This window comes from Flavobacterium poyangense, assembly GCF_011751075.1.
In the GTDB taxonomy this organism is placed as follows: domain Bacteria; phylum Bacteroidota; class Bacteroidia; order Flavobacteriales; family Flavobacteriaceae; genus Flavobacterium; species Flavobacterium poyangense.
Map to the genome: position 1 here is coordinate 213,481 of NZ_JAALLN010000007.1, position 22,915 is coordinate 236,395.

Consider the following 22,915-nt stretch of genomic DNA (forward strand, 5'->3'; position numbering starts at 1 on the left):
TCAACTTATAAAATCTTAATACTTAATCCTTTGATTGTCTGCCAGCCTTCTTTATCAGTCAAACGAATCAAAAAATGATAATCTCCCGGGTCGATATCGGCTGGAATACTGATTTCTTTTGTGGCTTCAAAATTTTTCTGCCCTTCCGGAATAGGTGTGGTGTTGATATACAACAAGGGATTTACCGGTTTTTTGATAGGGTCAGGGCTACAGTTACTGACTTCAGTACTATGCGAATGATGATCAAAATTGTGGTGAATGTCCAGACTGTATGACCCCAGAGTAACGTTGTCTGTAAATTTTGCCCTGAACGTAAATTTCTGTCCACGTGTAACTTCACTGCATTGCAACGGAAATGCATTGGAAGCCGAAATATCAATTACCGGATATTCCGTATCAATTTCGTTATTGTCACTACTACAAGATGTTAATGCTGAGACAACGATCAAAAGGGCCATAAGGGTTCTGTTTTTCTTCATTTTGTTAGATTTAATTTTAAGTTTATTTATAGGTTTTATTGTGGTATACGAATTGAAAGATTTCCCTAAAAATGATTAAAATAGCACAGTAATTTCCCAAAGAACCATTATGGTCCTAAGTAAATAGTCATAGTATAATCAAGACAGATTACGCCATGGAAAGCCAGTTTTTTATGAATGGAGGTATATCATTGGCAAAGGAAAACAACATTGATTATCAATTATTTACAATTAACATTCAAGTATTTTGCCCAAATTATAATGGATATAATCAGAATTTCCCAATTAGGTTTTGGACCTAACTACTTTTTAAACAGAAACGAATTCGCCACTATCTCTAAGTGAGAGAATGTAAATGGAATCCTTGAATACCTGTAATTATTCGGTATTCAATAAATTTGAATTACTATGGCTGCACCAATTCAATAAAACATTGGTTTCCAGTCTGGCGTATTTAAGAGATCCTTATAAGGAATAGTACCTTAGAATACCTTAAATACCAATACATAATAATGGCATTGTTACTGATAAAATTTAAAATAGAAAAGACAGCTATCCTTTCGAAATAGAAATGATTACCTGTTTAAAATAGAGGAGGTGCACGAAGCGCAAATAAAGCTCCTTTAAAGAAATTGGAATGCGTTATAGCATAAAAAGAAATAAAAGGAGTAAGGCTTCTGCTTTCATAAAGCTCAAAATAAACATAGGAGAAAGTAGCAATTGGGCTAAACTTAAAGTGACAAATAGCACATTCTTCGCTGGTATAATTGTGAGCTTTTAAGTCACTTTTGCTTGTAGTGTATGTTTTGGCTGTTTTTTCTACACTGAAATTGTGATTGTGAATATGTTCGTAAGAATGCACAACCGGAAACAGTATTGCAAACAATACTATCAAAGGCATTAGAAGATTAATAAATTTTAATTTCTTTTTCATTCTGTGAATCCGGTTTTACGACTACAAGAGTAATGCAAATATAAAATTCTTATTTACAAATGCAACATTGTTTCATTAAAGTTTTTTCAATAAATGCAAAAAACGGACTCTATAAAAGCAATAAAATATTTATTATCAAATAGATATGCAACTCTAAAAAGGCCATTTGTAGGACTATTTTTATTTAGAACTAAGAATCAAATCGAATGCTTTTTATAAGTCCTTATAATTGCAGTCACCAAGAGATTTGCTGCTCTATAAAATTATTCAAATAGTAATATTTTTTGGGAATTTTGTATCTTAGCAAGAGTTAATCAGTTGTTATATAATATGTTGCGAAATATTAACACAATATGATTTATAAAATTCTTACAATTAATAACAGTTGGGCTATGTCATTGGATAAAACGAAATTGAGGCTTTATAGATTTTTAAAAAAACATAGAGTTTTAGTAAAGAATGCAGGAGTTAATATTAGACCGAGTTATTTTGACAAAGATTCATTTTCAGGACGCAGCTATCGTGGATATGATAATGCCGACAGCGACTTTATTTGCAATAAAATTAGAAACTTAGATTTAATTTTTAGCGGAATAAATCGCAGATTTCAATGTGATTATAAAGACTTTGACAATGAAAAAAAAATTGCAACAGAATTATTGTCCGCTAAAAAACGTGTAGAGCAAGTTTTAGTTGAATTAAACGAAATTGAAATAAGAAACAGGGATCGGGACTATTCGCAATATCCGTTAAAAGTTTGTTATGCCACATTTAAAGAAATTAACGATGATTTAGAGGAGATTATATCGTCTGAAGAAATGATTAGTTTTTTATACGAGATTGAACTTAATACATTGGAGTATGAAAATCTAAAATTAGAGTTTGGAATTATTTGGCAAACCAAATTGCTTCGTTATACGTTGCACTTTTTGGCATTTATTCCATTTTTGGGGAGCTGTTTATATGTTTTGTTATACAATGATGATGTTGATTATGCTACTAATGAAAATGTAACAATAGTTGTTTCCGGTTGCATCATGACAATACTACTTCACCTTTTTCTAAATACTAAAAATTCATTTAACGAATCATTTAAGTATATTCTGCTGAAATCAAGAAAAAACCTGCGAGAGAAAAAATGGCAAACGTTTCTAAAACAGCAATCTTAGTTTGCAATATGTTTTTGAGTAGAAAATTAATCATAGGCATCATTATAAGTAGTGTTGTTGTATTAATCAATTAACATAAGAGCTTTATTGTGTAGCTAGTTAGTTCCCTAAAACATAACCTACAAGCGCCGATATTCCCATGACAAAAGTACTCCAGACACAGAGCCGACAAACGACTTTAAATATATTAGACCGGGCTATTTTTGCAGCCAGTACTCCCGATATTATCAAAAAAAGTATAGCGCAGCTGTATTGATAGAGTACCATTTCTTTTATCGGGGCCAAAATAACAACCAGAAGAGGTAAAAGCCCTCCGACCATAAAAGACACAGCCGCCGCAAACGCAGCCATTAACGGATTGGGTTGCGGAATTTCTTCTATTTCTAATTCATCCGTAACCTGAGTATCAAAAGTCTCATGAGAAGTTAGTTCAACCGCTACTTGTTTTGCGAGTTCTGTATTTATTCCTTTTTGAATAAAAATACGCGTCAACTTTTTAAGCTTTTCATCAGGCATACAGTTTAGGGCTTCATTTTCTTTTTTAAGATCCTCAGTCTCGATATCAGATTGCGAACTCACAAATACATATTCTCCTGCCGCCATCGAAAGTGCACCGGCTGTTAAACCTGCGACAGACGCAAGTAAAACCGGTTCCCGGGTCATACTTGCAGCAGCAACACCAATTGCCAAACTTGTTATAGATAATATGCCATCTTTGGCACTAAGAACTGCTGCTTTAAACCAGCAACTTCTGTTAATGTCGAGTTTTTCCATTTCCATAATTTTGATTATACACGGGGTTAAATTTGCGGAGTAATCTTAGTTGTTTACTGTTTCATAATACGTTTTTTAGCTATTTCCATGGTTGGAAACAGGGAGGTTAAAAACTACAATTGATTTATTCTATTCTAAAATGCATTTTCTTTCGCTGAATCAGATAAGTTCAGGAAAGCCTATTGCTTTTTTACTTCCGAATTTTGTTATAAATAATTTTGAGAACGCTAATAGAAATACAGCTTTGCAAACCTGCTGATAAGTAAAAATTAGGTGTATTAAATACCCGGATTAAAGCTAAAAAAGACTTTAAACACACTATTTAAAGAAAGTTACACTATTTTTCGTCGATCCTAATTTCTAAAGCTATTATTATGAAATTCTTTTAATTTCCGGGGCTTATAGTTTTAATTAAAGTTATAAGATAAAAGCGGCTTGTTATTAGGACAGTTGGGATTTTAGAGGGTTATATTACGGATTGTCACATTGAAATTAACATGTTTATTTTAATTGTAAATCTTTTGTCTTTGAATGACAAGAATAGTCGTTGAAAGGAGTGTTTTCAACGAAAAAAAGAAGAATAAGCAGACTTATTTTATCTAGATAACATATAGGAAAAGTAGACTCTGTTTTTACTTTATTATAACCCTATTGTTTAGCCTAACAAAAAACTTGCCGCGAATTGCACGAATTTTCACGAATTGTTTTGTTTTTACTTTAAAACGGACGTTACATATTGACTCCAAATCAGAAAAAATCATTTAAATCAGTGTAATCTGAGGTAACACCTTATTTATTATACGACAGATAAGATTAGCGTAACCAAATCACTCCCAGTTTTTTAAAATTTAATTCGTGAAAATTCGTGCAATTCGCGGCCTCTTTTTTTAAGCATTCAATGAAACGGACTGTTATAATTTGTTGTATTCCATAGATTTAGAATCAGTCTAATTAACCTCTTCGCTTTGAAAACGAGTAAAAGTACTTGGTTCGCTTTTAAAATTATGCCCTACTATTGTAGGAATAAATTTCTAAAAAATACGTCTGTCACACAAAATAAGTTGACGTGTAGAGTATCTCATTTAGAATGATCGTGACAAAAATTAAAAAGAACAAAAAAATCTATTATAAGCATGACGTATTGAAACAACAGCTGGCTGAATAAGTACAACAACTGTTTGATTTTAACACAAAGTAACTACGCCCCTTAACTACACCAATTATTAACTTTAAAACTAATACTATGTTAAAACGGAATGACGACTTTTTAGACGGGCTAAATTTCTCCCCGAAAACTGTAAATTTCAGTGTACAAGAAAATGAGTCAGCAGCAGATCAGGGAAGCAATAATGGCATATTAAAGAATTTGATGTCAGAATATACGAGACTCCAAATTGATGATCCGGTTAGACCTTTTTATGAAGAAAACCTGCAAAAAATTGTAAACAATGTAGACTATGGTATTTTACGATTACTAGAAGGCACTTGGGTGAGTTACAACAATAGCGCTAACAATCAAAGTACCGGAAAATTAGTTGGTAGCGGAGTACATACTACCATCATGCCTTCACCGGGTACAAATTCAGGAACTATTCCAGGGAAATACAGTTTTGATTGTCAACAGTATATCGAAAAACTAACATTTGAATTGGTACCGGGAGGGGTTCGTAACCGTGGCGGAGCCAATGAACAATTCTGCGGGGCTGTTAAATACGAACAAACTGTCAAAAGTGTAAGTGCCGATAAAAATTCAACTGCTTTGCAATACACCCCGATTCATGAGGAAAACGGTATGTATTTATGGCTTAGCGACGTGTTTAATCATGCTGCCACTAAAAAAAGTATTGAAGAAGACCGTGGTTTACTTCCTGTAGCAGAAACAAATCCAAATAAAAATTTGTACAAAAGTGGCTATCCGGATGAAACTCTTTTCTTGATTTTGAACGATAAAGGGCAAAAAGAGTATGTAACATTAGAAAACTTAAACGGAAGACATTATTATGAGATCATTGCAGCTAAAGAACTTAAACCCGGAGCTGGTCAAACTGGTCCGTATTTTATACCTGATTATTCTATATCTAGAAGTGGGGTAATTCCGCATGGCAGTACAATAACTTTGTTAGGAAATCTTGTTAATGAAGATTCAAGTTTTCTACTTGATGGCCCGCCAAAATTTCCGAAAGGTGATGCCGCCTGGAAATACGATCATCTTGCTATTTCGAAAACCATGGGAGGGGCCGGTGCCAGCGAAGAAAAACCTATAAATCTGGATCAACCACCACCTGACTGGGTATTTGAAAAATTGAACCACGATACAGATCCTGATGAAAATTTGATCTACACGCAGCGTATACTTGCCAATGAATTATATCCTTATTCTGTAAGACCCGATTTACGACTTCGTGATTCCAACAGAGGGTCAGAAATAATAAACCATGTCCAGGTCAAATTGTCTTCTAAAAACAAAACAGGAGCACAGGGAGGGATATTAAACGTTCCTTTTGTAAATCGTTTTGTAAATACTGTTGAAATGAATATGAATTTATGGATAGAAACAGTTGTAGAAAATGGCAAGGAGTTTTTTCAATTGCAATACGAGCAAATTATACTTTTTGAATTTGCCTTCGGAGATAGCGGAGGTACAACAAGTTGGCCTCATATTCAGGTTAATACACTTCGTAAAATAGAAGATATTCCCGAAGATCAAAGAGTTATAATTAAAGAGCAATTTTACAACTCAGGAAAAGAAAATACTTCTGTACCGGATTCAAGATGCCCTTATCATAAAGTATAACAGTTTACTGATAAAATTCCATAGTGCTCTGATATCAGGACGCTATGGAGCTTTATCGTATCTAAAATTACATTTCCTTCCGTTTTTAAACATCTTTTTTAGGAATTCTAAAGGCCATTGTTGTCGAAAGTTTTATACCTATTAATTGAGTTGGCAACAAAAGTACTATTAGGATTAAATAGAAATTTAACCAAACAACGTATTATGAATTACAACCAGAAAAGAGACCATTTTATTTCACCAATACTAGAATGGGCAAAAAAAAATAAACCAAAGGTTAGCACTGCAAAAAATAAATTTATGGCTACTGCTGCAGTTAGTAGTTGTGATCATCTGAAAAACGCCAAACCTTTTGAAGTACCTTCCCAGTTTAACGGAAAAGATTACATTACAATGTTGCTTCAGATTGATGCCGAAATTGAGCAGGGGCTTATGTTGCAATATCTGTATGCTGCCTATAGCATGGGCGGACCGCAAATTCCGGCAAAATATCAGGAAAAAGTACATACGTGGCAAAACATCATTTTAGGTATTGCAAAAGAAGAAATGGGGCATTTTATCTCCGTTCAAAATGTACTCAAAGTGATTGGTGCTCCCTTAAATTTTGGTAGGGAAAGTTATCCTTGGGACAGTCCTTTTTACCCGTTTCCCTTTACTTTAGAAAAATTCACTCTTAGTTCACTCGCAAAGTATGTTTATGCCGAAGCACCTTGCGAATGGTTAGAAAGCGATGATCCGTTGGCTGCCGAAATTATAGCCTCCGTAGATACAACCGTATCAGATCCGCATACTGTTGGGGCCTTGTTTGTAGTCTTACTTCAATTAATCAACGATCCGAAAGTAATATCCGATGAAACTTTTCAGGCCGGAACATATTCGTGTCAGGCTAAGTTTGACGAGTGGGGTCGGGGATATACCGGAGGAAACAGAGGAAGTGATGGAAAAAGCATCTATACCAAAAGCCCCGATGTATTGGTTGCTCCTTTATTATCTCGTGACGATGCTTATAATGCTTTATCAGAAATTGCGGAACAAGGAGAAGGAATGGATACCAAAGAAGAAACGACGCCTTCGCACTTCGAGCGATTCCTGCATATTTATAAAGAGTATAAAGCCATACTGGCAGAAACCAATAACACCTTTGTACCATCCCGTAATGTAGCCACCAATCCTTATGTGGGTTCAAAAGCAAACATACCCGAGGTGCCGGAGAGTTCTATTACGGCAATAGAAGTAGAAAGCGATAAAATTACAGATCCCGAAGCTATTCTTTGGTCTAACTTGAGTGATATCAGATATCGTTTATTGCTTAATTTCTTAAACCATAGCTTTTTATTGGATAATGGGTATAATAATTCGGGGAGTTTTTCACCACGAGGTATGATTATCAATTCTGCATTTGGAGAAATGTATAATTTAAGAAGTTTGGCAACTATTCTGGTTCAGACTCCAATAAACAAAAATAAAGACGTAATGGGAGGACCACCATTTACACTTCCTTATACATTTGATTTACCATTTGGAGAGCACAATCGCTGGAGATTGCACAGAGATCTTCTCGAAGCATCACACAACATCATACTAGAGTTGAAACGCTTTAAAGATCAACCTCATATTCAATATTTGAATGGATTACAGGAAGCCGATCAAAAACTACTGCAAGCCATTGTCGATTTAACACAAGACAATCTGGTATAGTTTCAAATTAATTCATTCCATTAAATAATTTAAAATACTACGATATGAAAATTATAGAATTAAGAATTCTTCCGCCTATTGCCATTGGCAGACTAGGGGAATCAGAAGAACCTATGGAAGCGTATGATCTTCAATTATCAAAAGAAAAACCACTTGACTATAGAGAAATTACTCCTGAAACAACATTAACAGTAGACCCAGTTACAGGAGAAATTAAATCACATAAACCTACTTATATCAAATTTAAAGAGGTTAAAAATCTTGCAGACCGAAACGGAAAAATACATCCCGTTTCTCCTTTTCTGGAAGTGTTTGCCATCACAGATCAAAAGCCCGACGAATTAGTGCCTCTTACTGAAGATTTGCTTAAACAATCGGGTTTGAGCCTCAAAGACATCAGTTGGGATGTAGATGTGGCCAACATAAAGATTTTCAGGAGAACAGGAGATGTAGATGATAAAATGTTTGCCAAAATTAATACTATTACTTCGCATGAAGTGAAACCATTGCTTGCAGATTGCGGAAATTTTCTGCCTGACAAAAAATTACCATTAGGCTCTGTTCAGTTTATAAAACCAACGCAAGAGTTTCCGGAAATAAGATTCCGTTACACACCGGCAGGAGGAAAAGTGTATGGCGCCAGTTTATATAGAAAAACGGGGCCGGGTGAAAACCAAATAGAAAAAGATCCCACCTTTAAAAGTGAGGACGAAATATTGTACAATATAGATAAAGGCAAATGGCGTGGTTATAAAGAAGGTAGTACCCCTAACGTGTTGTACACCAATCCGGCACAGATTTTTGCAGGTTATTCCTATACCGACGAACAGCAGGTGAGCTGGCAGGTGAGCTGGGGATATATAGATGATGAATGTGATGGTTTTGTAACCGTAAAACTAAAAATTGAAGCAGATAAGATATTGACCGCCAAAGCACATATTAGCGCCGGACCACCTGCTTTTGCTCCTGATACTTTGCCAATTCGCGTGGTCTCAGATGAACTGGAGCAAATTATATTAAGTACAGACATTGATGGAGAGGTAACTATAGAAGAAGCCGAAGAGATTATCCGCAGGGCTTTTGAAACCATTCGCCTCATGAATACTGCAATAATGAATGGAAATAGTTATGAAGGCAAACAAAATGTAGCCAGCACCATGGTACGTCAGAATACAAATGATTTTGGTCGTTTTTTCGAACCTATCATGGCAACTTCTCTTGTAGACAATCTTGCTTTACAGCTTTTACACGAAAGAGTGTTTAACGGTCTAAGTTCAGGAGCATCACCATGGTTTAGTGATTTGTTGCGAAAACCTGATGAAATAGGGGATTTATCTAGTAAAGCCCTTCGAAAAATGCCTGCTTTAATGCGTGGTGCCGATGGAAGGTCGCTAACTTTTACCTATCGACAAATCAATATGATTATAAAAGCCGCAAGTACCTCGATGTTTAAGGATATTAATCCCGATACATTGCCGGTAAGTTACGGTTCACCATTGAAAGCAAATAATCTAACAGCGCAATTGCATTACAGAGGAACAGGAAATCCTATTGCTGTTTTACCAAGAACAGCCATTTCAAATTGTTTTCCGGGATTGGAATTTGATTTCAGAAATCTTTGGAGAAGAGCATTCAACGGAATTGTTCTAATTGAAAACAATAATTATGTATTGGAGGCCAGTGATCCGAAATTCAAAAATTTAGAAGGACACCGATTGGTAGCCATAGAAGGTCAGCCCACAATGGTACAGACTTTTGGCCCTGTATTCCCCAATGGTGATAGTGTACCTTTAAAAACAGACGCAAATCCAAATGGGGTTTCTTTTATGGAATGGTCGAACTCTATGGTTCATGTTTTACAAAAACAAGGAAAGGAGGTAGTATGTCATTTTACAGCAGCACCTTCAATACCCGAAGTTGTAGTAGATTTAAGCGAATTGAACAATCCCGAAAAATATACTGCCGTTACTTTAGTAGTTAATACCATATTTGACGGCAATAGTGCCGCATTTTCGGACACCATTATAAAACCCGGAGAGTTAACACAAGGCCTTTGTGCGCCGTGGCAAAATGACTATCGCGAGTGTTCCTGTTATTATTGGGCAGCGAGCAGACCCGATTTCGTAAATATTGTTCCCGACGAAAATGGACTAAGTACCGGAGATTTATGGATGGCTAAAAAACGTACAGGGTCCTATATTCCTGATGATTGGCAAAACTCAAGATTGCTTTCCTATCAGGATCTTTTTGAAAACTGGCAAGGAGAACTCAATTTTATCATTGCCGGAAAAGACGCGATCCAAAGCGAGCCCGTAAAACCTAAATCTACCAAGAAATAATGACAAGCCCAACCCAAAGATTCATAGACACAAGGATGAATGGTCCGATTGCAACAAAGCTTGCACAGCTCATTGTTCCGCAATCCAAACCTCGTTCGGCTACGGCACATTTGGTAAAAGGAGCACATTCAACCCAGATTTTTATTCCAAACGGAAGCCGGCTTTATACTATTTCTCCCGAAGTAGAGCAAAAAATAGCTTTTTTAATGGATAAAAAGAATGAAAAAGGCCTGCAAAAGGAATTGATTCATTTAGGGCTCGATGCACCCGAATATATTACGGATGAGCCTTTGCAAAGTCCGAGATTGCATGCATTGTCATTGGCAATAGCACAAAAATGCAACATGGGATGTACCTATTGTTATGCCGATCAGGGCGATTTTGGAGGACCTACAAAAAATATGTCTTTAGAAACAGCCTTTAAAGCTATCGATTTGTTACTAAAAGAATGTCCCGAAGGAGGTAAAGCACAGCTTACTTTTTTAGGAGGAGAACCTTTAATTAACAGGCAAGCCATAAGAGAAGCTACAGTTTATGCCGAAAAAGCAGCTAAGAAAAAAGAGATACAACTTAGTTATTCGATTACTACAAACGGAACCTTGGTTACAGAAAGTGATGCCGTTTTTTTTGAAGAATATGGTTTTTCTGTAACGATTAGTCTGGACGGAATAGGTAAGGATCATGATCTCAATCGACCAATGAAAGGAGGCAAGGGAAGTTACGATACCATCATCAAAAACATTCAACCCTTACTGGCGTTACAGCAAAAAATGCAGGTTTCTGCCAGAGTGACCGTAACTCCCGAGAATACAAATCTTCCGGCTGTTTTGGATGAATTTGTTGCAATGGGATTCCATGGCGTAGGTTTTTCTCCTTTACTCAGATCCAGCAATGGTCAAAACGAAATGAACAAAGAGCAGTTAGCGGTCATGTTAGAAAATATGATCGCCTGCGGTCTCAATTTCGAGAAAAATGTATTAGCAGGAAAACGCTATCCCTTTCTGAATATGGTAAATGCCTTAAAAGAAATTTCCAAAGGAACCCACAGACCCTATCCGTGCGGAGCAGGAGCCGGTTATATGGGCGTATCTGCTGATGAAGATTTATTTGCCTGCCATCGTTTTGTGAACGAAGATGTTGGAAAAATGGGTGATTTAAACAAGGGCATACAAGGCGATTTACAGAATACATGGCTTGCCACCCGACATGTAAATACACAAGATCCCTGCTCAAAATGTTGGGCACGTTACCTCTGTGGCGGTGGTTGCCATCACGAAGTAATTGAAAAGGGAAGACCCGCTTGTGATTACATCAGATCATGGTTGTTCTATACCATACAAGCCAACGAAAGACTGTCAAGATTAAAACCTAACTGGAATAATTAAGAGTAAATGAAACTGTTACCCGAAGTTTTCGATGTATTTATCCTGGGAGCCGGTCCTGCCGGATTGTGCGCTGCGATACGCCTTTTAGAAATGGGTTATACCGTTGGTCTGCTCGAGCAGGAACAATTTCCAAGACCTCAAATAGGCGAGTCACTTTCTCCCGGAATTCGGAATATTTTCGAATATTTGAATGTGAAACATCTATTGGATGATCCTGTGTATTTAAAAAATGGTGCTGCCAGAGTTATTTGGGAAAACAAAGAGCAAATCTACAACCGTCCCGCACAAAACAATGGAGGGATCATCGTAGACAGAAGCAAACTCGATCAGGATTTACTTAAATTTGCAATCTCCAAAGGATTACATTTAATAATGCCCGGAAAATTAAAAAACTCCACAAATTCAGAAAACGGATGGGCATTGGAGATAATTGCCGGATTGGTTCAAATCAAAATTAATTCAAAAATTGTATTGGATTCAAGGGGGCGCAAAGGCACACTTTTAAAAGAAAGAGTTCCAATTGCTCCCTCCGCAGTTGCCGTTTGGACCCATATTGAGATGGGGTCCATTGCCAACGAAGCGCTTATCGAAGCTGTTGACGAGGGTTGGTTATGGGGATCTCCCGTTTGTGGAAACCGTTATCGGATTATGACTTTTACAGATCCGATTGCCTTAAAGAAAAATAGCGAATCACATCTTTTAGAGGTAATGCGCAAAACAAAGTTGTTCTCACCACTAACAAACAAAATTGGAGAAGCTTCCATTGAAACCTGTTCCGTTACTTCGTTTGTGAACCATGACCCCTGGAACAAACAGTTTGTTAAAATTGGAGAAGCCGCTTTTACCTTAGATCCGCTTTCTTCTACAGGTGTAGAAAAGGCGATGCGCTTTTCTTTGCATGTGGCGATTGCAATAAATACTTACTTAAAAGATCCTGATTCACCAAATCCAAAAGATTTCTATGAAGAAAAATTAATAGAATCGGTAGTCAATCATGCCCATTGGACAGCCGATTATTATCGCAACGCCTGGGCCTGCAACGAAAAGACAGAATTCTGGTCAAAAAGAGCCGATTTTCAGCTCGATATTTCGAAGAGTGAAACCGATTTTACATTAAAGTTGGAAAAGGAATTTAAGACAGCCCGTACACTCCTTGAAAAAAAACAAGAACCTATTCCGGTAGATTTTATTCTATACCGATTTTGGAATGAGGAAATTGTCGTTGCCCCTAATGTTACGTTTAAAACTGTCTATGCCGTTCAGAAGGACAGTATAGTACTGAAAGAAGCACTGGTTCACCCGAATTTAGAACGACCGTCGGTTTATCTGGATCAAATAGAATTATTTCCTTTTTTAAAGACTATAAATGGTAAAGTTGTTTCAAGTATCATAGCGCAGCTGAATACAACGATTGGAATCGAAAAGTCAAAAAAAATACTTGTTTTCCTTTTATCCAATCAACTGCTTGTTACGAGTAAAGGTGGATTAGAAGTTTAATTCTTAATACTTAATACTTAATACTTAATACTTAATACTTAATACTTAATACTTAATACTTAATACTTAATACTTAGTTCGAAATAGACACCCTAATTAATCTTTAAATTCATCTCCCACAATTTTTCAAAAAATACTACAAATAAAATTTCATTTGTTAAATAATGATCAAAGAGTCTGTTTCTCCCGAAACGGACTTTTTTGTTTATCGCGTCATTTTAATCTCAGTTTAGCCCGAGTTTACTGAGAGTAATGTAGACATAAATTAGTTTCACAAAACAAATTTGGATACGTAAACTCAGGCTTGAAACATGACTTTTCTAAAATTCGATTCTTTAGCGTAAATTAAATTTTCATATCAAAATATTTTTCATTTATTTTACTACATCGATTTCGTAATGCGATAATCGCAAATAACTACTTAAACAAACAACAAATTTTATGACTAATTTACAAAAGACCGTATTCACTTTTGGCAGTAAAAAAGCTCAGGGTGATGCGTCAATGAAGGACTTGCTGGGTGGAAAGGGGGCTAATCTCTGCGAAATGAATCTTATTGGAATGCCGGTTCCTCCCGGTTTTACGATTACCACAGAAATGTGCAAATTGTACAATACTGAAGGCAAAGAAGCCGTTTTGGCTCAAATTAAAGAGGAAGTTCAGTTAGCTATGGTGCAAATTGAAGAACAAATGAACAGCAAGTTTGGGGATAACATCAACCCATGTCTGGTTTCTGTACGTTCCGGTTCCCGAGCATCAATGCCCGGAATGATGGATACTATTCTGAATTTGGGTTTAAATGACACAGTGGTAGAAGGACTGATCGAAAAAACCGGAAACCCACGTTTTGTATGGGATTCGTACCGAAGATTTATCCAGATGTACAGTGAAGTGGTTATGGGCATGAAACCAAAAAGCAAAGAAGATGAAGACCCATTTGAAGAAATTATAGACCACTTAAAACACGAAAAAGGAGTTAAATTAGATAGTGAATTTACGGCAGAACATTTCAAAGAGATGGTTTCCTTGTTTAAAGCCGCTGTAAAACAATCCACCGCCCAAGATTTCCCAACTGACCCATGGGAACAACTTTGGGGAGCCGTTATCGCTGTATTTGATAGCTGGACAAACGAACGTGCAGTATATTACCGTCGATTAAATCATATTCCGGACGATTGGGGTACTGCGGTCAACATACAAGCTATGGTATTTGGTAATATGGGTGAAAATTCCGCTACAGGAGTTGCTTTTACGCGTGATTCGAGTACAGGTGAGAATCTTTTTAATGGAGAATATCTTATCAATGCACAAGGAGAAGATGTGGTGGCCGGGATTCGTACTCCACAACAAATCACACTGGAAGGTTCCAGACAATGGGCTGCTGTGGCCGGTATTACGGAAGAAGTACGCGTTCAAAAATTTCCATCGCTTGAAGAAACGATGCCCGAAATTTTTAACGAATTGATTGCGATACAGAAAAAATTAGAGCTTCATTATAAAGACATGCAGGATATAGAGTTTACTATTCAGGAAGGTAAACTTTGGATGTTACAGACCAGAAATGCAAAAAGAACTGGCGCAGCCATGGTACGTATTGCAATTGACATGTACAACGAAGGTCTTTTAGAGGAAGAAGAAGCATTGCTAAGGGTTGATCCTAATAAATTAGACGAGCTTTTGCATCCGGTTTTTGACCCAAAAAGTTTAAGCCAAGCATCAGTATTAGCGCAAGGATTACCCGCTTCACCGGGAGCAGCAAGCGGACAAATTGTCTTTTTTGCTGATGATGCTGAGCAATGGTCTGAGGACAATCGTAATGTTATTTTGGTTCGAATTGAAACTTCGCCCGAAGACCTCAAAGGAATGGCAGTCGCTCAGGGAATTCTGACTGCCCGTGGCGGTATGACTTCACACGCTGCGGTTGTAGCCCGTGGAATGGGGAAATGTTGTGTATCGGGAGCAGAACGTCTTCAGATAGATTATAAAAACCGAACGTTATCTATTGGTGATCTGATACTAAAAGAAGGAGATTGGATTTCATTAAATGGTTCAACAGGTAAAATTTACAAAGGAAAAATTGAAACTACAGCAGCGGTATTAAATGATGATTTTGATACCTTAATGGCAATGGCAGACAAATATGCTACAATGAAGGTTCGAACCAATGCTGATACACCAAAAGATGCAGAGGTTGCCCGTCGTTTCGGAGCACAAGGAATTGGACTGTGCCGAACAGAGCATATGTTCTTTGAAGAAGATAAAATTTTAGCGATGCGCGAAATGATTCTTTCCGAAGATGAAGCCGGTCGCCGCAAAGCACTGGCAAAACTTTTACCAATGCAACGCAAAGATTTAGAAGGAATTTTCGAGGCCATGAACGGACTTCCGGTAACGATTCGATTATTGGATCCGCCTTTGCATGAATTTGTTCCTCATGAGATTGAAAATCAAAAAGAAATGGCAGAAGAAATGCGTATTTCGATCCAATCAATTCAGGAAAAAATTGCTTCGATGCATGAGTTCAACCCAATGTTAGGACACCGTGGATGCCGTTTAGGAAATACCTATCCGGAAATTTCAGAAATGCAAACAAGAGCCATTTTAGAAGCGGCAATAAATCTCAAAAAGCTTGGCATTAAAGCCGTTCCTGAAATTATGATACCCCTTACGGGAACTCTCGCTGAAATGCAGATGCAAAAACAAATTGTTACTCAGACTGCCGAGAAGGTTTTTGAAGAACAAGGAGATACTATTACTTATTCAGTAGGAACCATGATAGAAGTGCCACGCGCAGCACTTGTTGCGGACAGAATTGCAGAATCGGCTGAGTTTTTCTCTTTTGGGACTAATGATCTTACGCAGATGACTTTTGGATATTCCCGCGACGATGCTGGTAAATTTCTTCCTTTTTACTTGGAAAATGGGATTCTAAAAAATGACCCTTTCCAGGTTTTAGACCAAAACGGAGTGGGGCAGCTGATCAAAATCGCTGCAGAAAAAGGTCTGGCTACACGTCCCGATCTTAAAATTGGAATTTGTGGTGAACATGGAGGCGAACCGTCTTCGATAGAATTCTGTCATTTGGTAGGAATGAATTACGTGAGTTGTTCGCCATTCCGAGTGCCTATAGCTCGTCTGGCTGCTGCTCAGGCTGCCATCAAAGAAAATAAACAAGCACTTAACAAAGCATTGAGTAATGTTAAAAAAAAAGAGGTGGAATTAGCTGATTTGTAGCTAAAGTTTAAACTCTGGTAGTTCACAGGAAACAGTTGCAGGTGTAGACTTGCAACTGTTTTTTTTTTTGCAGTAATTGGAATGTCGCTAATTGTTGTCGAAATACCTATGTGATTTCTCCTAACTCCGAAAGGATAACTAAACGAGTTCTGTTATTTGATGGTGGAACCCGAACAATAGCGAATAGATGATGTAAATCGGACCACTAACTTAACTCAAAAGGACTATTTTAGGAAAAATCTTAAGACTTTAAAACTAAGAAAGGAATTATAACTGTCTTTATTTTAATGATTTAAGTTTTACACAATTGTTTCATTAACACTTTTTTATAAAAAAAAAGGCTCAAAATTTTAAGGTTAAAAATTTTAATATACTTTTGTTCTATCAAATTAGTAGAATTAAATATTAAAAAATTACTCTTATTCTTTTTTTCATAGAGCATAAAAAGAATCGTTCAGACGAAATCCGCTAAAGACCAATTCAATTATTAGTAATCCAAAATAGATAAAAGTGAAAAAACGAATGTGTTGCAAGTAAAAAAAAACCATTTCTGCGGGAACAGAAATGGCGAAGCTTAAAGAAATTGTACATCTCTATAAGGCAAGCGGGAATGGAATAAATCCATTTTCGAATCGCCTTATTTATTAAACCAAAACAAAGTAATGAAAAAAATAATTAATAGCTCCATAAGCTTATGCTTTTTGTTGATTTCTATTGGAATCAAAGCTCAGGAGACCAAACCGCTAATCCAGTCCAAACTCGATGGTAAAGTAATAGACGCCATCACAAAAGAGCCCGTTATTGGTGCTTCAGTAAATATTAAAGGCACTACACATGGGGTTGTAACTGATTTAGACGGGAAATTTTATTTTCAAACGGGTCAAAAATTCCCTTATACGCTACTAGTAAGTTATATGGGCTATAAAAAAGTAGAAATTGTTGTCACTGAGAATCCCGTTACCATCGCGCTTACCGAAGAACAGAATGTCTTATCAGAAGTGGTAGTGACCGCATTGGGAATTTCAAAAGAAAAAAGATCGTTAGGATACACTACCCAGTCTCTTAAAAATAAGGATTTGGCCAATACAAAAGAAACCAATTTTTTGAATAGTCTAACGGGTAAATTAGCCGGAGTTCGCATCACCAATTCGCAAGGTGATATGGGATCTTCCCGTATCGTTATTCGTGGTGAAACTTCGATTGCCGGAAACAATCAGCCACTCTTTGTGGTAGATGGAGTGCCGGTAGACAACTCGCAGTTGAACTTTGGTGGCGCTACCCGCGATTTTAAAAATGCAATTGCAGATCTAAACCCACAGGATATTGAAACATTAACAGTACTGAAAGGCCCTAATGCTGCGGCTCTTTACGGTTCCCGTGCTGCGCATGGTGTGGTTTTGATCACCACAAAATCAGGAAAAGGTCAAAAAGGATTGGGCATAAGTTTTAATTCAGGCATAACGATTTCTAAAGTGGCTACCTTACCTCATTTTCAAAACTCATTCGGGCAAGGGTCAAACGGAAAATTCAGCTTTGTAGATGGTAAAGGAGGCGGTATTAATGATGGAGTTGATGAAAGCTGGGGTCCTAAATTAGACGGGCGCCTGATTCCACAATTCTATTCAAATGGCGTGGCAGTTCCTTTTGTAGCACATCCTGACAATGTGAAGGATTTCTTCAATACCGGAGTTACTTACGATAATAGTATTTCTGTGGCTAAATCAGATGAAAAATCAGATTTCCGTCTGGGAGTAAACAATCAAAAACAATTGGGAACAGTACCTAATAGTGAAGTAAACAAAACCAACTTTACCATCAATACAAATTACCAATTGTCTAAAAGCATTAAAGTAGGGGTATCAGCCAATTATATTGTGACCACCGCTCCAACTTTGCCGGGCGGACCTTCGGGTAACCGTGCTGCCGGTGTGATGCTACAGTTTCTTTGGTTCGGACGTCAAGTAGACATCAATGACCTTAAAAATGACTGGACAAAAAACTGGAACAACAGTTACTACAGCAACCCATACTGGAATGCTAATTACAACACTACCAGCCAGCAACGCAATCGCTTAATAGGGGATATCCATTTAGAAGCAAAGATTTTTACCGGACTTGATTTTAAATTCCGCACCGGAGTAGATTATTATAACGATCGCAGAAAATATAGCATTAAATACGGCACCAATGGAACTCCATTTGGGTCTTATGCCGAAGATGCCTATACCGTACAAGAGAGAAATACAGAGGCCATCTTACAGTATACTAAAAAACTTAATGATGATTTTACTTTAGATGCGCTTGGAGGATTCAATGTACGCAACCACAGCGATGCCAACAATTACCAAAAAGCACCTCGTTTAGCTGTGCCTGATTTATATACTTTGACCAATTCGCGAGATCCGTTGACATCTTCAAACTCCTTCTCAAAATTGAGAGTATACAGTGGTTATGCTTCAGCACAATTGGGTTATAAAAATTATGCTTATTTAAACGTTACGGGACGTAATGATTGGTCGTCGACATTACCTAGCAGTAACCGCTCTTACTTCTATCCTTCTGTAAATGGTAGTTTGGTAGTATCCGAAGCCTTTAATCTGAAAAGTAATGCACTCGATTTATTTAAATTGCGTGCAGGCTGGTCGGAGGTAGGTAACGATGCAGATCCGTATCAATTGAATACCGTTTACAATTTTCAAAGCGCATTCGACGGGAACCCAATTCTAACCTCTTCACAGAAGAAACTCAATGAGAACCTGAAACCGGAAACAACACGTTCAACCGAATTGGGTCTAGAGACTTCTTTTTTCAAAAACAGATTACATCTTGACGTTGCATACTATAACACCAATAGTTTTGATCAGATTCTGGAGATTAAAACAACAGCCGCCAGCGGTTATACATCGCAGTTAATCAATGCCGGTAAAATAAACAACCGTGGTATAGAAATACAATTAGACGGAACTCCTATTCAAGGTGAAAATTTCAAATGGAACGTTGGTTTAAACTATTCGACCAATAGAAGCAAAGTGGAAATTCTTGACTATGAAGGAAAAATTAAAAACTACACCATAGGCTCTTCAGGAGGTGTTGATGTATTGGCGTCGGTAGGGCAGGCATATGGAGCACTTTACGGTACAGCATATCAGCGTGATGCGAACGGAAATATTGTAGTAGGTGCCAATGGTTTGCCAAAAGCCGATCCGCAAAAGAAAGTATTGGGACATTATACACCGGACTATTTAGCCGGGGTTACAAATACTTTGACCTATAAAAACCTTGAATTGTCATTTCTTGTAGATGCTAGTGTAGGAGGGGAGATTTATTCAGGAACAAACAGAACAGGGATTTATACCGGTGTACTGACAGAAACTCTTCCGGGCCGTGATGCTGCCAATGGTGGATTAAGTTACTATTATACAGGTAATACAAAAACTTTGCTAAATGGCGGTACTGCTCCAAACGGAGTTCCGGTATATGATGATGGGGTTATTTTTAAAGGCGTTTATGCCAACGGGACTCCAAATACTCAGGTAATTAGCGCACAGGAATATTACAAAGCTTCATACAATATCAGCGAGGCTTATGTGTACAGTTCTACTTTTGTAAAAATGAGAGAAATAAAACTTACATACAATTTCGACAAGAAGTTCGCTAAAAAATTAGGGTTGGCAGGCGCCAGTATTACAGCCGCAGGACGTAATTTGTTTTTCATTTACAAAGAGGTTCCAAACATCGATCCTGAATCCGCTTTTAATACCGGAAACGCACAAGGATTGGAAAGTTTATCCTTGCCAACTACCAAAAATTTTAGCCTTAATGTTAATCTTAAATTTTAAAAATACGCAATCATGCTAAAAAGACTATCCTATATATTTTTATTTGCATTGACACTAACGTCATGCAGTGATACTTTGGATGATATCAATAAAAATCCAAATGCAACTGAAACACCGGTGGCACCTTTCCTGTTAACAGGAACATTAAAACAAGGCGCGGACTTATATTGGGGTTCAGAAAACAATTTTAATGCGTCATTGTTATTTGTTCAGCATTGGGCAAAAATCCAATATACCGAACCGGATCGATACGACGTATCTAACAACTCTTTCACTTCATTGTGGAATACAGGCTATTCTACCTTGATCACGGATTTGAATACGATTCTGAATTTTCCGGAGGAGCAGGCCAATTCAAATTATAAAGGTATTGCTCTGACTTTACGCTCGTGGACTTTTTTACTATTGACCGACGCTTACGGAAGTATACCTTATAAAGAAGCCGGCTTAAAAGTAACACCGGCCTACAATACACAAAAGGAAGTGTATACTGGCTTGCTTGAAGATCTAAAACGTGCTCAATCTTTATTGGCTACCACAAATGGTACAGTAACCGGTGATTTGGCTTATAAAGGCAATATTACAAAATGGAAAAAACTGATAAATTCACTTCGTCTGCGTATAGCGTTGCGAATTGCAGATAAAGAACCAGCTTTAGCCAAACAAGCAGCGATTGACGCAACAACCGATGCTGCAGGGGTAATTAGCAGCAATAGTGAAATCTTTCAGTTTATTTACACCAGTTCGCCTCAGCAAAATCCCGCATCAGCTTGGTTTGAAACCCGTGATGATTTTCGTATTTCGAAAACCTTGGTAGACAAACTAAATGAGCTATCCGATCCTCGTTTACCGGTTTACGCACAATTGCCATCAGATGCAAGCGTAGGGAAGTACGTTGGAGGCGCTAACGGATTGTCAAACAGTGATGCAAATAGTCAGGGTTTTGCCAAAACTTCAAAACCGGGTACTTACTTTCTGACTTCGTCATCACCGGCGGTACTTGTTTCTTATTCTGAAGTATTGTTTAATCTTTCTGAAGCTGTAGCCCGTGGTTACATTGCCGGAGATGCAGAGCAACTTTATAAAAATGCAATTACGGCATCATTCAATCAATTTGGGATCAACAATGCAACCGTTATTTCAGATTATCTCAATCAACCAACAGTAAAATACGATGCAGCCAATTACGCCAAATCGATTGGTACACAAAAATGGATTGCTTTCTTCGGACAAGGACTTGATGCTTTTACAGAGTGGAGAAGACTTGACTATCCTGTGTTAACAGCTGGTCCCGCTACCGTTTTAGACGGACAGATTCCTTCGCGTTTCTTTTATCCCGGTACAGAGCAATCGTTAAATGGTGCTAGTTATCAGGCTGCTATAGTAGGGCAAGGTAAGGACTTACTCACTACAAAGCTATGGTTTGATGCAAAGTAAATTAGGTTTGAATTAATGATATCTAATTCATATTTTTTCTTACCTTTAATTGAGCGAATTAAGTTACAAATAAAATATTAAAATATAAAATTTTATTTTCAGAATAGTACTGTTAAATAATGCTACATTTGTGTATAACAAATAATTATTTTAGCATGGAAGGTACAGTTAAATTCTTCAATGAAGAGAAAGGTTTTGGGTTCATTATACCAAAGAATGGTGGAAATGAGGTCTTTGTTCATGTCTCAGGTCTAACCGAAAATATTCGTGAGAACGATGAAGTACGTTATGATGTGGCAGACGGAAAAAAAGGCCCTAACGCCGTAAACGTTGTTGTAGTATAAAAAACACTACAAGAAAATGTAAAAAAAGCATCTGTCACTGGCAGATGCTTTTTTTATTATGTTTATTTCGACATTAAAACAAAATGCTAATAATCTCAAAAGAAAGGCAGACCATCTCCGAAATTCGAAATTATCTATGATAAATTTCCGGAAATGACATCCTTAGTTTTTTGTAGTAAGAAAATGCAGGAACTTCAAAAAAAAATTATTGTTATAAAAATTTCTCAACTAACAGCTATTACATAATTTTGCTATAAGTGAAATAATTAGCATTTTAATACTGTACTATGAATAATACCTTTTCTACCAATAACCAAATTGGCATGGTATCTAGTTTCTTCGAGCTTGTACATACCGATTTCAAGGGAGAAACAAATGCGTTATGCTGGTATAGAAATTTGGATGGCGATTTTAAAGAGATTGTAAGCCAACTACGTTTAAAAGAAAATATAACGGAAGTTTTTCCTAAAGATTTAATTGAACTCCAACTTTCAGAAAAGGGTAGTATAGCCAGAGAAATAATCTTAAACGATTTACAATTATTAACAGATTATGGAGCTTCACCCTCTCTGAACTTACTAAAGTGTTATGAGCGTGATGATGAATTTGATTTCATATCGACTGATGTGTATTCGTTTCACGTTGATCGTTCACCCATTGCAACTGATACTTTTTTATGTACTTATCATGGAGCCGCGAGCGATATTGTTTCTAATTCGCAAGCAAAGCAGAAAATTCTAATTCCGGAAGTACGAGCAAAATTAAAAGAGCTGCATGATGGACCACCAGAAGAATTCGAAAACTTTTTAATCGAAAATTACTTTGATTTGCACTATCAGTTACAAGAGAATGCAGAACCTATTAATTTAGGACAAATGCATCTTTGGCGTCTGGCTGTCGATCACCCGAAACAAAAAGTGTTACCTTGTATTCACAGAGCACCCGTTGAAAATGAAGGAGAATATCGCTTGTTGTTGATTTGTTAAAGTCCA

General features: G+C 37.1%; 14 protein-coding genes. 11 read left to right on the top strand and 3 right to left on the bottom strand.

Going from position 1 to position 22,915, the window contains the following annotated elements:
- Positions 1-5 precede the first annotated feature (5 nt).
- Together G3A47_RS13650 and G3A47_RS13655 are read right to left on the bottom strand one after the other, a co-directional pair.
- Positions 6-479, bottom strand: coding sequence for a DUF4625 domain-containing protein (locus G3A47_RS13650; RefSeq protein WP_166923197.1), 474 nt, complete (start codon positions 477-479; stop codon positions 6-8).
- Between the two features lie 583 nt (positions 480-1,062).
- A complete protein-coding gene (locus G3A47_RS13655) occupies positions 1,063-1,413 on the bottom strand; it encodes a hypothetical protein (protein WP_166923198.1) in 351 nt (116 codons plus the stop codon).
- Positions 1,414-1,766: 353 nt separating this feature from the next.
- Between G3A47_RS13655 and G3A47_RS13660 the strand changes: the two genes are divergently transcribed.
- Positions 1,767-2,582: a hypothetical protein gene (locus tag G3A47_RS13660; RefSeq protein WP_166923200.1), complete on the top strand. Its 816-nt coding sequence runs from the start codon at positions 1,767-1,769 to the stop codon at positions 2,580-2,582.
- A gap of 99 nt (positions 2,583-2,681) precedes the next feature.
- On the opposite strand, the gene G3A47_RS13665 is transcribed toward G3A47_RS13660, so the two are convergent.
- Positions 2,682-3,356: a VIT1/CCC1 transporter family protein gene (locus G3A47_RS13665; protein WP_243860460.1), complete on the bottom strand. Its 675-nt coding sequence runs from the start codon at positions 3,354-3,356 to the stop codon at positions 2,682-2,684.
- A gap of 1,243 nt (positions 3,357-4,599) precedes the next feature.
- On the opposite strand from G3A47_RS13665, the gene G3A47_RS13670 reads away from it, so the two are divergent.
- From G3A47_RS13670 to G3A47_RS13715, 10 genes are all read left to right on the top strand, one after another.
- Positions 4,600-6,150, top strand: coding sequence for a peroxidase, FMP-type (locus G3A47_RS13670; RefSeq protein WP_166923204.1), 1,551 nt, complete (start codon positions 4,600-4,602; stop codon positions 6,148-6,150).
- 120 nt (positions 6,151-6,270) lie between these two features.
- Positions 6,271-7,848 (top strand): ferritin-like domain-containing protein, encoded by a 1,578-nt coding sequence (locus G3A47_RS13675; protein ID WP_243860461.1) that lies wholly within the window; start codon positions 6,271-6,273, stop codon positions 7,846-7,848.
- 44 nt (positions 7,849-7,892) lie between these two features.
- A complete protein-coding gene (locus tag G3A47_RS13680) occupies positions 7,893-10,187 on the top strand; it encodes a hypothetical protein (protein ID WP_166923208.1) in 2,295 nt (764 codons plus the stop codon).
- Entirely contained in the window at positions 10,187-11,572 is a 1,386-nt protein-coding gene (locus G3A47_RS13685) for a radical SAM/SPASM domain-containing protein (protein WP_208328367.1), read from the top strand. The genes G3A47_RS13680 and G3A47_RS13685 overlap by 1 nt, the downstream gene beginning before the upstream one ends.
- A gap of 6 nt (positions 11,573-11,578) precedes the next feature.
- Positions 11,579-13,069, top strand: coding sequence for a flavin-dependent monooxygenase QhpG (gene qhpG / locus G3A47_RS13690; protein ID WP_166923210.1), 1,491 nt, complete (start codon positions 11,579-11,581; stop codon positions 13,067-13,069).
- Between the two features lie 441 nt (positions 13,070-13,510).
- Positions 13,511-16,303, top strand: a complete 2,793-nt coding sequence (gene ppdK / locus G3A47_RS13695; RefSeq protein ID WP_166923212.1) for a pyruvate, phosphate dikinase — start codon at positions 13,511-13,513, stop codon at positions 16,301-16,303.
- 662 nt (positions 16,304-16,965) lie between these two features.
- Entirely contained in the window at positions 16,966-20,142 is a 3,177-nt protein-coding gene (locus G3A47_RS13700; protein WP_166923214.1) for a SusC/RagA family TonB-linked outer membrane protein, read from the top strand.
- A gap of 12 nt (positions 20,143-20,154) precedes the next feature.
- The gene (locus tag G3A47_RS13705) at positions 20,155-21,579 is read left to right on the top strand and encodes a SusD/RagB family nutrient-binding outer membrane lipoprotein (RefSeq protein ID WP_166923216.1); all 1,425 of its coding nucleotides are present in this window, start codon (positions 20,155-20,157) and stop codon (positions 21,577-21,579) included.
- 155 nt (positions 21,580-21,734) lie between these two features.
- On the top strand, positions 21,735-21,923 hold the full coding sequence (locus G3A47_RS13710; RefSeq protein WP_166923218.1) for a cold-shock protein: 189 nt from the start codon (positions 21,735-21,737) through the stop codon (positions 21,921-21,923).
- 287 nt (positions 21,924-22,210) lie between these two features.
- Positions 22,211-22,909, top strand: a complete 699-nt coding sequence (locus G3A47_RS13715; protein ID WP_166923220.1) for a DUF1826 domain-containing protein — start codon at positions 22,211-22,213, stop codon at positions 22,907-22,909.
- Positions 22,910-22,915: the final 6 nt, after the last annotated feature.

Bases quoted from the DNA above. Each gene is read 5' to 3' on its own strand.
- G3A47_RS13655 (WP_166923198.1), bottom strand. From the start codon at position 1,413: ATGAAAAAGAAATTAAAATTTATTAATCTTCTAATGCCTTTGATAGTA.
- G3A47_RS13670 (WP_166923204.1), top strand. From the start codon at position 4,600: ATGTTAAAACGGAATGACGACTTTTTAGACGGGCTAAATTTCTCCCCG.
- G3A47_RS13700 (WP_166923214.1), top strand. From the start codon at position 16,966: ATGAAAAAAATAATTAATAGCTCCATAAGCTTATGCTTTTTGTTGATT.
- ppdK (WP_166923212.1), top strand. From the start codon at position 13,511: ATGACTAATTTACAAAAGACCGTATTCACTTTTGGCAGTAAAAAAGCT.
- G3A47_RS13680 (WP_166923208.1), top strand. From the start codon at position 7,893: ATGAAAATTATAGAATTAAGAATTCTTCCGCCTATTGCCATTGGCAGA.
- G3A47_RS13705 (WP_166923216.1), top strand. From the start codon at position 20,155: ATGCTAAAAAGACTATCCTATATATTTTTATTTGCATTGACACTAACG.
- G3A47_RS13715 (WP_166923220.1), top strand. From the start codon at position 22,211: ATGAATAATACCTTTTCTACCAATAACCAAATTGGCATGGTATCTAGT.
- G3A47_RS13660 (WP_166923200.1), top strand. From the start codon at position 1,767: ATGATTTATAAAATTCTTACAATTAATAACAGTTGGGCTATGTCATTG.
- G3A47_RS13710 (WP_166923218.1), top strand. From the start codon at position 21,735: ATGGAAGGTACAGTTAAATTCTTCAATGAAGAGAAAGGTTTTGGGTTC.
- qhpG (WP_166923210.1), top strand. From the start codon at position 11,579: ATGAAACTGTTACCCGAAGTTTTCGATGTATTTATCCTGGGAGCCGGT.
- G3A47_RS13685 (WP_208328367.1), top strand. From the start codon at position 10,187: ATGACAAGCCCAACCCAAAGATTCATAGACACAAGGATGAATGGTCCG.
- G3A47_RS13650 (WP_166923197.1), bottom strand. From the start codon at position 479: ATGAAGAAAAACAGAACCCTTATGGCCCTTTTGATCGTTGTCTCAGCA.
- G3A47_RS13665 (WP_243860460.1), bottom strand. From the start codon at position 3,356: ATGGAAAAACTCGACATTAACAGAAGTTGCTGGTTTAAAGCAGCAGTT.